17 protein-coding genes are annotated in these 14,369 nt (G+C 61.5%); 16 read left to right on the top strand and 1 reads right to left on the bottom strand.

Annotation, left to right across the window (positions count from 1 at the left end; genetic code table 11):
* The first annotated feature begins 130 nt into the window (after positions 1–130).
* The 4 genes from uraH to E6C55_RS09300 are packed head-to-tail and all read left to right on the top strand — an operon-like array spanning position 131 to position 4,384.
* Positions 131–481 carry a hydroxyisourate hydrolase gene (gene uraH, locus E6C55_RS09315; protein ID WP_136369508.1) on the top strand — a complete coding sequence of 117 codons (351 nt, stop codon included), beginning with the start codon at positions 131–133 and terminating at the stop codon, positions 479–481.
* Between the two features lie 11 nt (positions 482–492).
* Entirely contained in the window at positions 493–1,881 is a 1,389-nt protein-coding gene (gene allB / locus E6C55_RS09310) for an allantoinase AllB (RefSeq protein ID WP_136369507.1), read from the top strand.
* Between the two features lie 5 nt (positions 1,882–1,886).
* Positions 1,887–3,158: an allantoate deiminase gene (allC, locus tag E6C55_RS09305; protein WP_136369506.1), complete on the top strand. Its 1,272-nt coding sequence runs from the start codon at positions 1,887–1,889 to the stop codon at positions 3,156–3,158.
* Positions 3,155–4,384 (top strand): pyridoxal-phosphate-dependent aminotransferase family protein, encoded by a 1,230-nt coding sequence (locus E6C55_RS09300; RefSeq protein ID WP_136369505.1) that lies wholly within the window; start codon positions 3,155–3,157, stop codon positions 4,382–4,384. The genes allC and E6C55_RS09300 overlap by 4 nt, the downstream gene beginning before the upstream one ends.
* 171 nt (positions 4,385–4,555) lie before the next feature.
* Here E6C55_RS09300 and E6C55_RS09295 read toward each other — a convergent pair whose 3' ends face one another.
* The gene (locus E6C55_RS09295; RefSeq protein ID WP_136369504.1) at positions 4,556–4,747 is read right to left on the bottom strand and encodes a hypothetical protein; all 192 of its coding nucleotides are present in this window, start codon (positions 4,745–4,747) and stop codon (positions 4,556–4,558) included.
* A 506-nt stretch (positions 4,748–5,253) separates the two neighbouring features.
* Here E6C55_RS09295 and E6C55_RS33750 point away from each other — a divergent pair.
* The 12 genes from E6C55_RS33750 to E6C55_RS09240 all read left to right on the top strand — a co-directional run bounded on the left by E6C55_RS33750 (position 5,254) and on the right by E6C55_RS09240 (position 14,285).
* On the top strand, positions 5,254–5,400 hold the full coding sequence (locus tag E6C55_RS33750; RefSeq protein ID WP_168735548.1) for a hypothetical protein: 147 nt from the start codon (positions 5,254–5,256) through the stop codon (positions 5,398–5,400).
* Between the two features lie 129 nt (positions 5,401–5,529).
* Positions 5,530–6,921: a hypothetical protein gene (locus E6C55_RS09290; protein ID WP_136369503.1), complete on the top strand. Its 1,392-nt coding sequence runs from the start codon at positions 5,530–5,532 to the stop codon at positions 6,919–6,921.
* A 137-nt stretch (positions 6,922–7,058) separates the two neighbouring features.
* A complete protein-coding gene (gene ylxM / locus E6C55_RS09285; RefSeq protein WP_136369502.1) occupies positions 7,059–7,412 on the top strand; it encodes a YlxM family DNA-binding protein in 354 nt (117 codons plus the stop codon).
* A gap of 55 nt (positions 7,413–7,467) precedes the next feature.
* A complete protein-coding gene (gene ffh, locus E6C55_RS09280; protein ID WP_136369501.1) occupies positions 7,468–8,853 on the top strand; it encodes a signal recognition particle protein in 1,386 nt (461 codons plus the stop codon).
* Between the two features lie 81 nt (positions 8,854–8,934).
* Complete coding sequence (rpsP, locus tag E6C55_RS09275; protein ID WP_136369500.1) at positions 8,935–9,207, top strand: 30S ribosomal protein S16; 273 nt, start codon at positions 8,935–8,937, stop codon at positions 9,205–9,207.
* A 25-nt stretch (positions 9,208–9,232) separates the two neighbouring features.
* Entirely contained in the window at positions 9,233–9,466 is a 234-nt protein-coding gene (locus E6C55_RS09270) for a KH domain-containing protein (RefSeq protein WP_136369499.1), read from the top strand.
* Positions 9,467–9,558: 92 nt separating this feature from the next.
* Positions 9,559–10,086, top strand: a complete 528-nt coding sequence (gene rimM, locus E6C55_RS09265) for a ribosome maturation factor RimM (RefSeq protein ID WP_136369498.1) — start codon at positions 9,559–9,561, stop codon at positions 10,084–10,086.
* A 33-nt stretch (positions 10,087–10,119) separates the two neighbouring features.
* Complete coding sequence (gene trmD, locus E6C55_RS09260; RefSeq protein ID WP_136369497.1) at positions 10,120–11,049, top strand: tRNA (guanosine(37)-N1)-methyltransferase TrmD; 930 nt, start codon at positions 10,120–10,122, stop codon at positions 11,047–11,049.
* A 206-nt stretch (positions 11,050–11,255) separates the two neighbouring features.
* Positions 11,256–11,597, top strand: coding sequence for a 50S ribosomal protein L19 (gene rplS, locus E6C55_RS09255; protein ID WP_136369496.1), 342 nt, complete (start codon positions 11,256–11,258; stop codon positions 11,595–11,597).
* A gap of 209 nt (positions 11,598–11,806) precedes the next feature.
* Positions 11,807–12,526 (top strand): signal peptidase I, encoded by a 720-nt coding sequence (lepB, locus tag E6C55_RS09250; protein WP_136369495.1) that lies wholly within the window; start codon positions 11,807–11,809, stop codon positions 12,524–12,526.
* A 51-nt stretch (positions 12,527–12,577) separates the two neighbouring features.
* Positions 12,578–13,444 carry a ribosome biogenesis GTPase YlqF gene (ylqF, locus tag E6C55_RS09245; RefSeq protein ID WP_136369494.1) on the top strand — a complete coding sequence of 289 codons (867 nt, stop codon included), beginning with the start codon at positions 12,578–12,580 and terminating at the stop codon, positions 13,442–13,444.
* A gap of 172 nt (positions 13,445–13,616) precedes the next feature.
* The gene (locus E6C55_RS09240) at positions 13,617–14,285 is read left to right on the top strand and encodes a ribonuclease HII (protein WP_407923706.1); all 669 of its coding nucleotides are present in this window, start codon (positions 13,617–13,619) and stop codon (positions 14,283–14,285) included.
* Positions 14,286–14,369: the final 84 nt, after the last annotated feature.

The raw sequence follows: 14,369 nt of genomic DNA, 5'->3' as shown, positions 1-14,369 counted from the left end.
GCAGCACAGGCAAGGACAACGCTGGCAAGGGCAACACGAGCAAGGACAACACGGATTAACATAACACAGGCAACAATCGGCAAGAGCTGTACGCTTCAAAAAAAGTCGCAACAAAGGCGGAGGCGGGACCATGGGAGGCAAATTGACGACGCACGTGCTCGATACAGCGATGGGGACGCCGGCGGCCGGGATGAGAATCCAGCTCTGGCGGCTCGGAGAATCGGGCGGCGGGAGGGAGCTGCTGTCCGAAGGCTTCACGAACGAAGACGGGCGGATGAATCATCCGCTGCTGTCGGGAGAGGAGATGGCTGCCGGAACGTACGAGCTGCTGTTCGACGTCGGCGAGTACTTCCGCGGAGGCGCCCATGCCGCCTTCCTGGAATGGGTTCCGGTCCGCTTCCGTCTGGCGGACCCTTCTTCTCATTACCATGTGCCGCTGCTGGTCGCGCCGGGCGGCTACAGCACTTATCGCGGCAGCTAGGGGGAATCGGAATGAGCGGCACGTTCGATCTATTGTTGAAGGGCGGTCTCGTTGTTCTCCCGGATCGCGAGGCGCAGCTTGACATCGGCGTGAAGGACGGCCGAATCGCCGCGCTCGGGACCGATCTCGCAGCGGGCGAAGGAACGACGGTCGTTCGCGCGGACGGGAAGTGGGTGCTTCCGGGGATGGTCGACACCCACGTTCATCTGAACGAGCCGAACATGGGGCATTGGGAGGGCTTCGCCACCGGCTCGGCGGCGCTGGCCGCAGGGGGCGTGACGACCTACATCGACATGCCGCTGAACGGCTTGCCCCCCACCGTGAACGTTCCGGCGCTGCGGCTGAAGGAGGCGCTGGCACAGGGAGCTTCCGCCGTCGATTACGCGTTCTGGGGCGGGCTTGTTCCCGGCAACGTCGGCGAGCTCGAGGCGCTGGGGCGGGAAGGCGTCGCCGCCTTCAAGGCGTTCCTGTCGAACCCCGGCGGGGACGGGGAGGAGCGGTTCCGCGAGGTGGACGACGTGACGCTGCTCGAAGGCATGAAGGCAATCGCCTCGTTCGGCGGGCTTCTCGCTCTTCATGCGGAGAGCGATGCGATCACTTCCCGGCTGGCGGACGAAGCCGCCGCCGCAGGCCGGACCGGGCCGCGCGACTTCGCCGCGACCCGGCCGATCGTCGCGGAGCTGGAGGCGGTCGGCCGCGCGCTGCTGTTCGCGAAGACGACCGGCTGCCGGCTGCACTTCGTCCACATCAGCAGCCCGGAAGGCGTCGAGCTGATCGACATGGCGAAGCGGGAGGGCGTCGACGTCACCGTGGAGACGTGCCCGCATTATCTCGCCCTGTCGGAGGAGGATCTCGTCCGGCTGGGGCCGATCGCGAAGTGCGCGCCGCCGCTCCGGGACGAAGAGCGGATCGAGCGCATGTGGAAGCAGCTCGCGGAGGGCAAGCTGGATGTGATCGGCTCGGACCATTCGCCGAGCCCGGAGGAGCTGAAGTCGCTGGAGGGCCGGACGTTTATGCAAGCCTGGGGCGGCATCGCCGGCGCGCAGAGCAGCGTGGAGGTCATGCTGGAGGAAGGGCACTTCCGCCGCGGGCTGCCGCTGCCGCTTCTGTCGCGGCTGCTGTCGACGCAGCCGGCGAAGCGGTTCGGGCTCTACCCGCGCAAGGGAGAGATCGCGGTCGGCTTCGACGCCGACTTCGCCGTCGTCGATCCGGGCGCAGGCTATACGCTGACGAAGGAGCATCTGCTTCAGCGGCACCCGATCAGCCCGTACGCGGGCCGGACGTTCTCCTGCCGGGTGTCGTCCACCTGGGTCAGGGGCTGCAAGGTTTATTCGATCGAAGAGGGCGTAAGGCTGCCGGGTCACGGCATTCCGCTGAGCCCTAATCCACTGGGGAGGTAATCTGGATGATACCGAATTTGCCCGAACCGAACGAGACGGCTCACGAATTGACCCGTCTGCTGGATGAACTGGCTGCTTACTCCGACGGAACGAATCCGGAGGAAGGAGTTACGCGCCTGCTCTATTCCCCGTCGTGGCTGGAGGCTCAGCGCTACCTGTCGTCGACGATGCAGGCTGCGGGGCTTGCGCCCCGGTTCGATGCCGCAGGCAATCTGTACGGCCGGCTGGCCGGTCGCGATCCCGACGCTCCGGTCGTTCTGACCGGCTCCCACGTGGATACGGTGCGCAACGCCGGCAAGTACGACGGCGCATACGGCATCGTCGCGGGGCTCGTCGCAGTCTCTTATTTAAAGAAGAAGTACGGCGATCCGATCCGGCCGATCGAGGTCGTCTCCTTCGCGGAGGAGGAAGGCAGCCGCTTCCCGATCGCCTATTGGGGCTCGGGCAATGCGGCGGGCTTGTACGACTGGCGGCAGGACGGAACCGAGCTGAAGGATGAAGATGGCATCTCCTTAAGGGAGGCGATGCTTGCTTCCGGCTTCGGCGGCCGCGAGCAAGAGGATGCCCGCCGAAGCGATCTGGCCGCGTTCGTCGAGCTGCACATCGAGCAAGGCATGGTGCTCGAACGGATGGAGAAGCGCATCGGAATCGTCGAGACGATCGTCGGGCAGCGCCGATACGCGATCAGCCTGGAAGGGGCGGCCAACCACGCCGGCACGACGCCGATGACGATGCGCCAGGATGCGCTGGCCGGGGCGGCCGAAGTGATCTTCCGGCTGGAGGCGCTCGCGGCGCAATGGGGAGAGCCGCTAGTGGCGACGGTCGGCAAAATCGAGGCCTCGCCGAACACGCCGAACGTTATCGCCGGCGGCGTGGCGTTCACGGTCGACGTCCGGCATTCGGACGAATGGAAGCTGAACGCCTTCTGCGACCTGGCGCTGTCCGAGATCGAGCGGATCGCCTTGCGCAGAAGGCTGCGGCACCGGATTACGCCGTGGCTGGCGACGAAGCCGGTGCCGATGAGCCACGCGCTCACCCGCAGCACCGAGCGAATCTGCCAGGAGCTTGTGCTGCCTTATCGGAAGATGGTGAGCGGAGCGGGGCACGACGCGCAGTTGTTCCCGACGCTCTGTCCTGCGGCGATGATCTTCGTGCCGAGCAAGGCGGGCATCAGCCATTCGCCGAGCGAATACACGGAGCCGGGGCTGCTCGCGGACGGGGCTCGGGTGCTGACCGCGATGCTGTACGAATTGGCTTACGAGGAGAAATCAACATGAGGACCTACACCGAATTATGTCCATCGCCGAGAACGATTATGACGCCGGGGCCGGTCGAGGTCGATCCCCGCGTGCTTCGGGCGCTGTCGTATCCGATCCTGGGGCAATTCGATCCCGAATTCACCGCTTATATGAACGATACGATGGAGATGCTGCGCAGCGTCTTCCAGACGAAGAATAGGTGGGCGTTCCCGATCGACGGAACGTCGCGCTCTGGCCTTGAGGCCGTGCTGACCGGCCTGATCGAGCCCGGCGACAAGGTGCTCGTGCCGATCTTCGGCCGCTTCGGCCACCTGCTCGCCGAGATCGCCGAACGCTGCGGGGCCGAGGTGGCGACTCTTCATTGCGAATGGGGCACGGTGTTCGACCAGGAGGAGATCGTCTCCGCCATTCGCCGCGAGAAGCCCGAGCTGGTCGCTCTCGTGCACGGCGAGACGTCGACCGGCCGGGTGCAGCCGCTGGACCGGATCGGCCCGGCCTGCCGCGAGTCGGGGGCGCTGCTCGTCGTCGACGCGGTCGCGACGATCGGAGGCATTCCGGTGTTGACGGACGAATGGTGCCTGGATGCCGTCATCGGCGGCACGCAGAAGTGCCTGTCCGTCCCTTCGGGAATGGCGCCGATCACGTTCAACGAACGCGCGGAGCGCAAGATCCTCTCGCGCAAGCGCATCGAGCGGGGCATCCGGCCGCCGGGCTACGAGGAGCCGGAAGGCTTGGGAGCGCGCATCCAGAGCAATTATCTCGATCTGGCGCAGCTCATGGATTATTGGAGCCCGGTGCGGCTTAATCACCATACTGAGATGACGTCCATGCTGTACGGCTTGCGCGAAGGGCTCCGCATCGTTCTCCAGGAAGGGCTGGCGAGCCGCTTCGCGCGCCATCGTCTGAACGAAGCGGCGCTCATGGCCGGCCTTGCGGCGATGGGGCTTGAGCTGTACGGCGACCCGGGCTGCAAGATGGCGGTCGTCACCTGCGTGACGATTCCGGACGGAGTCGACGGGGAAGCGGTTCGTTCGATGCTGCTGGACGCGTTCGGCATCGAGATCGCCAGCTCCTTCGGCCCGCTTAAGGGCAAGATCTGGCGGATCGGCACGATGGGCTACAGTTGCAGCCGCAAAAACGTGCTCCATCTGCTGGGAGCGTTCGAAGCGGCGCTCGTCCGGCACGGCGCGCAGATCGAGGTCGGCCGGGCGCTGCAGGCGGCGCTTGATGTATATGAAGGTTAATCGGGAGACGGTGCCGGGGATTTTTCTCGGCGCTGTTTTTTTGACATATAAGAGGACGAGGGTGGCGAGCGATGTGAAGGCTCCTTCAGACGTTTAGTCGGAGTAAATTCGAAATCATCGATGCTGATTGTTGATCCCATCGGTTCGACATCTGAACTCTTCATATTTAACTTATACAATTATTTCAACATTCCCAGTATCGAAAACCTCCTCCAAGGTCATGCCATCAATAAGCACAGCAGCATAGAGGTCTTCAAGTGTTATGAAGTTTAGCGGGCTGTTTGTATCGCTTACCTTATAAAAGTACCTGCCTTCTTCAATAGTTTGGCCGACCGATATTGAGTATATTTCATTGTTATACATATAATGATACTTCTTCTCCGATTGATAGTTCCTCCTGAAATGTTGTATAGGAATACACTTCATCATCTCCTTGGTTTATCTTCTCAGTCAGGTCTGCAACGCTTCCCGTGGATGGATAGCCTATTGCAATGTCACCATGTCGCGTAAGCATCAAAATAGTATAAAAAAGACGATTTCTCGTCAAGAATATTATTCCTTTTGTTGAACTGACAACCGATCGATCACCTTCCGAGGGGGCGTGTGCAAGCGTATAAGTCATACTCAGCGGTAGTGGTGGGCCGATTCCGCCGCAGGCTGGCAGGAATTTATGCGAAAATTCACATTCGCGCAGCGCGATAGCGGGGGGGTGGGGCGATTCTATGTGAAAAATAGCATACATGGAGGAAATTCCGGATCGAATTGCTGCATATATGCGAAAAACCGCATAAAACGCTGCGATTGCCTTCGATCCACGTCGACGAATGTGAAAAATCGCATAAAATCGGAAAAGCCGTCGGGCGGGGGGCGTGAAGAGCGGCGGGGAGCGGACAGGATCGGACAGGAGCGGACAGCAGAGGGCGGAAGACGGCAGGGAGGCGGAAGACGACGGAAGACGACGGAAGGCAGGGGAAGGCAGCGGAAGGCAGGGGCGGGAGCTGGGCAACGGCGCTTGAGACGGCGATGCGGGCGGCAGGGGGCTGGCAAGTCTGCGGCTGGCGAGCTTGAGCAACTTTGTTCGTTGGTGTTCGTCTAATGTAGCGAATATCCGATAACGAACGAAATTTGCCGAAGGGGCGGACGGTATGAGGCTGCGCAAGGTTGGACGCTTAAGCATGTTGGCGGGGGTGACGGGCGTGCTGCTCGTATCCTGTGCACATTCGAACGATTCTGTCGGGCCGGCGAGCCCGTCCGCAGCGGCGGAAGCGTCTGTCGTCTCGACCCCGGTTCCATCCGCATCCCCGACGGAGGACGCGGCGGGAGCATCCGCGGAACAGCTTCTGAGCCGCAACTTCGATGCGGTCGTGTCGCTCCCGGACGACGGCTTCTATTACGGGGGCATCGTCGCGGCAAGCGACGAGGAGATCGTGCTGATCGGGGAGAATGAGGCCCGGGATCGCACGAGGCTGGCGAAGGTGAACCGGGAGACGCGAACGGTGGAGGAGTGGTTCACTTACGACGGGGAGCTTGCCTTCTATTCCGTGAAGCGAAGCGGCGAGCTTGGCGTGGAAGGCTTGGCGTATGCCGCAGAGGAGCCGAATCGTCGGACGGTCGTGCTGAAGGACGGGGAGTTGGTCGAGAGGCCGGGCATTCGGAGCTCAAGTCCGGATGGAAAATGGGCTGCCGTCTACGAGGACGGTCAAGAGGGGATCGGCGGAACCGATGTTGCGAGCGGCAGTGAAGTCCGTTGGACGAAGGGGGCGAACGACGCCCAGCCCCTATGGCTCCCGGACAGCTCCGGCTTCCTGTTCCTCCAGGATACGGGAGAGCGGCTCGGCGACGGGGCAGGCCCCAAGTACGCGCTGGCGACGTTCGACATCGAGACGAAGCGGATCGAGCGGCTGCCGTATGAGCAAGGCTTCTGGGGAAGGATCGAGTGGCTGGTGCCCGGGCGGGTCGTGCTGGCGCGCAACGGATTCGACGACGGAATCGGCCTGAAGCTGGTCGATCTGGCCGCCGGCACGGAGAAGCAGCTCGTAAGCACGGCGGACCTGACGACGCAGATCGCCTCCCATTCCGGCACGGAGCGGGTTCTGGTCGCCGAGCGGGACTCGTTTGTTTTGTATTCGGCCGAGGGGAACGAGCTGTCGAGGATGCCGTGGCCGGTCGATCTCGACGAATACACCGGGCGCAATCCGGATTACGACGCCAAGGCGGAGAACGAGCGGGCGCCCTACTACAAGTCGGGTCTGTCCGCGAGCTTCGGCATCAGCGGCCTGCGATTTCTCCCGGACGGCAAGCGGATCTCCTTCGAGCTCGGCGCGATCGGCGCGAGCATAGGGGACGTCGTGACGGGAACGAAGCTGTACACGGCAGCGCCCGGAGGCGGCGAGCCCGAAGCGGTGACGATGGATTACTTGACCATCGGAGCCTACGAATGGACATCTTCCGGCCGGAGCGCGGCTCTTCTGTTCGCTCTGCCGGACAGCGCCCAAGGTGCCTATATCGGATGGAAGGACGTTCCCGCTCGCGGATGATCGATGCTCCAGGCCCTTTTTTTCCACCCCTGTTAAGGTAATTGCCTTGACATCCCTGAGACTATCCCGTAAGATAAAGAACGTCACTGAGCTGTAAAGTTGTTTTCCTTGACACCGTTCGAAGGAGATGAGCCTTTGTGCAGGGGGAGAACGCGCTGAGCAAGACGAACCGGATCAACGTGCTCTTCGATTTCTACGGGGCGTTGCTGACGGAGAAGCAGCAGACTTTCTTGAAGTGTTACTACCACGACGACTACTCCTTGGGCGAGATCGCGATCGACTTCGAGATCAGCCGGCAGGCGGTGTACGAACACCTGAAGCGCTCGGAGCAGGCGCTCGAAGAATATGAGACGAAGCTGGGACTCGCTCGCCGCCATGCACGGCTGCAAGCGGGATTGGATAAGCTGGAGCGGCAGATCGGAGAGCTTCCCGAGCCTTGGCGCGGCGAGCTTCGCAGAACGGCGGAGCTGCTTCGCGGCGCGGAGAGTTGAGCGGGGCCGTCCGGCGCTGTAGAATGGAGATTATGCAGGAAGGAGGAGATGGGCCATGGCATTCGAAGGATTGACGACCAGACTCCAGAACGTGTTCGGCAAGCTGCGGGGCAAGGGCAAGCTGAGCGAGGACGACGTCAATGAAGCGATGCGGGAAGTTCGGCTGGCGCTGCTCGAGGCGGACGTCAACTTCAAGGTCGTAAAGGACTTCATCGCCAAGGTGAAGGAGAAGGCCGTCGGCGCGGAGGTGCAGAAGAGCTTCACGCCGGGCATGGTTGTCGTCGACATCGTTCATAAGGAACTGATCGAGCTGATGGGCGGCACCCAGGCGAAGCTGGCGAAGTCGAACAAGCCTCCGACGGTTATCCTGATGGCCGGTCTGCAAGGGGCGGGCAAGACGACGCTGACCGGCAAGCTGGCGAAGCTGCTGCAGTCGCAGGGCCATAAGCCGCTCCTGATCGCGGGGGACATCTACCGACCGGCCGCCATCAAGCAGCTCGAGGTGCTCGGCGGGCAGATCGACGTGCCGGTGTTCTCGCTCGGCGACAAGGTAAGCCCGGTGGACATCGCAGGGCAAGGCGTCCAGCTCGCGAAGGAGCAAGGGCATGACTACGTGCTGATCGATACCGCCGGCCGGCTGCAGATCGACGAAGCGCTGATGGAAGAGATCAAGCAGATTCACGCGGCGGTGAAGCCGGACGAAGTGCTGCTGGTCGTCGACGCGATGACCGGTCAGGAAGCGGTCAATGTGGCGAAGAGCTTCCACGAGCAGCTCGAGCTGACGGGCGTCGTGCTGACGAAGCTCGACGGCGATACGCGCGGCGGCGCAGCGCTGTCGGTCAAGGCGGTCACGGGCTGCCCGATCAAGTTCGCCTCCACGGGCGAGAAGATCGACCAGCTCGAAGCGTTCCATCCGGACCGGATGGCGTCGCGGATTCTCGGCATGGGCGACATGCTCTCGCTGATCGAGAAGGCGCAGACGAACATCGACGCCGAGAAGGCGAAGGACCTCGAGCGCAAGATGCGCAACGCGGAGTTCACCTTCGACGACTTCCTCGAGCAGATGGAGCAGGTTCGCAAGCTTGGCCCTCTCGATCAATTGCTCGACATGATGCCGGGCATGAACAAGCTGAAGGCGGCGCCGGGCTTCAAGATCGACGAGAAGCAGATCTCGCGCACGGAAGCGATCGTCAAGTCGATGACGAAGGCGGAGAAGGCGAAGCCGGACATCATCAACTTCAGCCGCCGCAAGCGGATCGCCGCAGGCAGCGGCACGAACGTGGCGGACGTCAACAAGCTGATTCGCCAGTTCGAGGATATGAAGAAGATGATGAAGCAGTTCTCCGGCATGATGGGTCCGAAGGGACCGAAGGGCGGCATGAAGGCGCTCAAGGGACTGATGGGCAAGGGCGGCGGCAAGGGAATGAAGTTCCCTTTCTAGAACAATCGTTCGCTGCGGGCTCGGAGTGTTGTTTTCCCCCCTCTAACTATTCGATACTCTATCAAGGAGGTGAATTTACCAATGGCAGTACGTATCCGTCTTAAGCGTATGGGTGCTCACAAGAACCCATTCTATCGTGTGGTCGTGTCCGATTCGCGCTCCCCGCGCGACGGCCGCTTCATCGAGGAGATCGGCATCTACAACCCGGTCGCTCAACCGACTCAAGTCCAAATCGACGAAGAGAAGGCTCTGAAGTGGCTGCAGAACGGCGCGCAAGCGTCCGACACGGTTCGCAATCTTCTTAGCAATGCAGGCGTTCTGAAGAAGTTCCACGAGTCCAAGATCTCGAAGTAACGTCCAACTCCCGGAGGGCTGAGCCATGGAACAATTGATTCGGGTCATTGCCCGGGCATTGGTGGATCATCCGGATGACGTGCAGGTCAAGGTCAAGGAAGACGCGCGCGGCCTCGTGTACGAGCTTTCCGTCCATCCGGGCGATGTCGGCAAAGTTATCGGCAAGCAGGGGCGTATCGCCAAGGCGCTGCGCACCGTAGTTACTTCCGCTGCCGTGAAGGAGCGGAAGCGCGTCATCGTGGACATCGTATCAGAATAACGCAAGGCAAGGGGCCGGCTGCCGATGGGCATGTCCGGCTTCTTGCCGTTTAAGAATAGATTCGCTGCACATATGCAAAGGAGGCTGCTTCCGTGACGGAAGAGCGATTGCTCAACGTTGGCAAGATCGTCAATACCCATGGCATCCGCGGCGAGGTGAAAATCTGGCCTCAGACCGACTTCCCGGATGTGCGCTTCCGTGGCGGAAGCCGCTTGCTCGCCTGCCCGCCGGAAGGGACGGCGGGAACGCCGTTCGAGGTCGAGGTGCAAAGCTCGCGCGAGCAGAGCAATGTTTTCGTCGTGAAGCTTAAAGGGTACGACAATATCAACCAGGTCGAGAAGTACAAAGGCTGGGAGCTGAAGGTGCCGGGCGCCGAGCGCGTCGAGCTTGAGGAAGGCGAATATTACTTCCGCGACATCATGGGCTGCGAAGTGGTGACGGAGGAAGGCGAGAAGCTCGGTACGATTGCGGACATCCTCTCGCCGGGGGCGAACGACGTGTGGGTCGTCAAGCAGGCGAAGGGCAAGGAGCTGCTGCTGCCGGTCATCGACGAGGTTGTGCTGAACGTGGACGTGGCGGCCAAGGTCGTCAAGGTGCGCCTGATGGAAGGGTTGCTATGAAGAAAGGCTGGCTCAATGGAAGGGTTGCTGTAGATGAGGATTGACGTTCTGACGCTGTTCCCGGAGATGTTCGAGGGCGTGTTCGGGAGCAGTATTCTCGGTAAGGCCCGCGACAAAGGAATCGTCTCGCTGAACACGGTCAACTTCCGGGATTATGCGAACAACAAGCACAACACGGTGGACGATACGCCGTACGGCGGCGGCGGCGGAATGGTTCTGAAGGCGGAACCGATCTTCGCTGCGGTGGAGGATGTCGTCCGGCGCGCGGAGTCTGCGGATGAGGTCGGGTACGCGGAAAATGCGGGCGGGGACGGGCTAAAGGAAGCTGCGGATGAGGTCGATTGTGCGGAGATGGCGGGCGAGGCCCGAGTCGCGACTGCTGCGCCTGGCGGCGTTAGGCCGCAGTCGTCCAAGCCACGCGTCATCCTTCTCTGCCCGCAGGGCGAGACGTTCACGCAGGCGAAGGCGCAAGAGCTGTCGCGCGAGCGGCATCTGATCTTCATCTGCGGCCATTACGAGGGCTATGACGAGCGCATTCGCGAATTCCTCGTGACGGACGAGCTGTCGATCGGCGACTATGTGCTGACCGGCGGCGAGCTTCCGGCGATGGTGGCGATCGATTCGATCGTCCGGCTGCTGCCGGGCGTGCTCGGCAACGAGCAGTCCGCCGCGCTCGACTCGTTCAGCGACGGCTTGCTGGAATATCCGCATTATACCCGTCCGCCCGAATTCCGCGAATGGAAGGTTCCGGACGTGCTGCTGTCGGGCCACCATGCCGAGATCGACAAGTGGCGGCGGCGGCAATCGCTCGAGCGCACGCTGCTGCGGCGTCCCGACCTGCTCGAGAAGGCCGAGCTGACCGCCAAGGAGCGGCAGTGGCTCGCCGAGAGGAAGCGGGAGCTGGAGTTGGAGAGGGAAGCGCCGTCCGCCGGCGATTCGACGAATGAAGCGGGACGGGCATAAACCTGCAGTCTCCTGCAATCTCCTCGTTGATTTTCTCCGCTGGATGTGATAAAATTTCAAATGTTGTTTGTGCCTAGCTGCCTATTCGTCCTTGAGGCGAAATCAGCGACGGCCGATAGTCGGACGGTCCTCTGCACGCCATGAGGCGAATCGCTGGATTCGCGGAGCGGGGTACGAACGTCTGTGATGAGAGGAGTTGAATACTCATGAATTTGATTCAATCCATTACGCAAGAGCAACTGCGCAAGGACATCCCGAGCTTCCGCCCAGGCGATACGCTGAAGGTGCACGTGAAGGTTGTGGAAGGCTCCCGCGAGCGTGTTCAGTTGTTCGAAGGCGTCGTGATCAAGCGTCGCGGCGGCGGAATCAGCGAGACCTTCACGGTTCGCAAGATTTCTTACGGCGTTGGCGTTGAGCGCGCATTCCCGGTTCATTCCCCGCGTATCGATAAGATCGAGGTGGCACGCCGCGGTAAGGTTCGCCGTGCGAAGCTGTACTACCTGCGCGGTCTGCGCGGCAAGGCGGCTCGTATCAAGGAAATTCGATAATAGCTGTCTAAGGGAGGGCTTGGCGAAGTTCAAGTCCTCCTTTTTGCGTATATCAGAAAGGATAAGATTCGGATATTCTTATCCTATCTGATACCGACGCAAAGCTTCTTCGGCCCCTTGGGGATGCCGAAGGAGTCGAAGCTGGATGGCCGGGCATCGCGAAGATGCTCTGCGGCGGATTGTTGGACCAGGAGAGAGGCGAATTCGACATGGATCAATCGAGTAACGGGAAGCGCGAGGACGAGGACGTTCTGGAACGAAGCGGGCTCGGCGGCGAATTCGGCAAGTCGGATGCCGCTTATCCCGAACGCTCCGAAGGAGCCGGCGAGGCGCCGCGCTCGGGGCCGGCCCCGAAGAATCCGTCCAAGGCGGGGAACGAGACGAAGGAATGGATCAAGGCGCTGGCGATTGCGGGCGTGCTCGTCGTCATCCTGAGATGGTTCATCATTCAGCCGTTCGTTGTGGACGGGGAATCGATGGAGCCGAACTTCCAGAACCGGGAACGGATCATCGTCAACATGCTGCTGTACGACATTCGTCAGCCGAAGCGCGGCGAGGTCATCGTGTTCAAGGTTCCGGAAGAGAACCGCAACTTCATCAAGCGCGTCATTGCCGTGCCGGGCGATACCGTTAAGGTCGAAGGCGACGATGTATATGTTAACGGCGAGAAGCTGAATGAGCCATACTTGACCGATGCGATCGAGCAGGCTCACGAAGCAGGGCATAACTACAACGATACGGACTTCCCGAACTCACTATACCCGGACGGTACCGTTCCGGAGAATATGTTGTTCGTAATGGGTGACAATCGCGGCAACAGCAAGGACAGCCGGATGATCGGTTACGTCCCGATGGACCATGTGATCGGGCGTGCCGAGCTGATCTTCTGGCCGCTTAACGAAATCAACTACATCGGTCGCGGATATTAAGCAACACGGAACGCCAACTCCGATTCCGCGCGATGTGCGGCGAGGTGCGGCATGACGATTCAATGGTTCCCCGGTCATATGACCCGGGCGAAACGCCAAATTCAAGACAAGCTGAAGCTGATCGACGTCGTTCTCGAGCTGATCGATGCGCGGGTGCCGGTGTCGAGCCGCAACCCGATGATCGACGAGATCGTCGGTCCGAAGCCGCGGCTTATTCTGCTCAACAAATCCGATCTGGCGGACCCTCAGCAGAACGCGAGATGGCTGGACTGGTTCCGCTCGTTCGGGCATGAGGTTCTGGCCATCGACGCGAATACCGGAACGGGCACGAAGGACATCTCCGCCCGGGTGAAGCTGCTGCTGAAGGAGAAGATCGACCGTCAGATCGCCAAGGGCATGAACCCGCGTCCTTCGCGGGCGCTCATCGTCGGCATCCCGAATGTCGGCAAGTCAACGCTGATCAACAAGCTGGCCGGGCGCAGCGCCGCGATTACCGGCGACCGTCCGGGCGTCACGAAGGGTCAGCAGTGGATTCGCACGGGAGCGGATCTCGAACTGCTCGATACGCCGGGCATTCTGTGGCCGAAGTTCGAGGACCCCGAGGTCGGCTTCCGCCTTGCGGCGACGGGCGCGATCAAGGAAGAGATTCTGCACGTGGACGAGGTGGCCTGCTTCATTCTTCGTTGGCTGGCGGTGGAATATCGGGAAGCACTGGCGGAGCGCTACGGCTTGTCGGAGCTCCCGTCGGAGCTGCCGGACATTGCATCGGCGGCCGAAGTGCTGGAGCAGATCGGGCGCAAGCGCGGCTGCCTGGCCGGAGGCGGCCATGTCGATTACGCGAAGGCGGCGGGAGTGCTGCTGCGCGATCTTCGCACGGGGAAGCTGGGGCGGATCACGCTCGAAGCTCCTGTCATCTAACGAGACGCACGTCGCTTCGGAAGGACTCCGGGCTGGCGGGTCGGCGATTCGCCGGTTCGCTTGTCTGCGGAGTCTTTTTTTTATGGGACAATGGGTGGAAAAAAGGTTGCGCGACCCTCCGTTCATGTCGGACAATGTTGGGTAACGGTACAGATGAGAAGGAGGAACGGAAGTGTCCGAGAAGAAAAAAAGCGGCTCCAGGGCGGTGTTTGTCGAAGCCGAGCCGGATCGATTGGCGTTCGAGGCCGAGCTGTGGGGGCGGGGGCTGACGGCGGTGGCCGGCCTGGACGAGGTCGGTCGGGGATGCCTGTTCGGGGACGTCGTCGCTGCCGCGGTTATTCTGCCGCCCGGGCTTGTCCTGGACGGCATCAACGATTCGAAGCAGCTCAGCGAGAAGAAGCGGGAACAGCTTTACGACGTCATTGTCGAGAATGCGGTCGCCTGGTCGGTGGCGCGCGTGGATGCGGCGACGATCGACCGAATCAATATTCGGCAGGCATCGCGGCTCGCGATGAAGACGGCGACGGAAGGGCTGCAGATGGCGGCGGAGCACTTGCTCATCGACGCGGAGAGCGTGGATCTGCCCGTGCCGCAGACGGCGATCATCAAGGGGGACTTCCGCAGCCAGACGATCGGAGCGGCATCGATTCTGGCGAAGGTGACCCGGGATCGGCTGTGCAAGACGACGTGGGACGCTCTCTATCCGGGCTACGGAATCGCCGGCAACAAGGGATACGGGACGAAGGAGCATCGCGAGGCGCTGCTTCGTCTGGGGCCGACGCCGATGCATCGGCGGAGCTTCCTGGAAGGCATTCTGTCCGAGCAGATCTCGTTGTTCTGATGGGAAGGGCGTAGGGAGGCCGCTGCAAAAAAACAGCCCGAAAGCCGATACAGTTACTAAGAGTACATAAGGGGTGAGCGCGAG

It is taken from the genome of Cohnella fermenti, assembly GCF_004801405.1.
GTDB lineage: Bacteria > Bacillota > Bacilli > Paenibacillales > Paenibacillaceae > Cohnella > Cohnella fermenti.
This window is presented reverse-complemented; position numbering and strand designations above follow the sequence as displayed.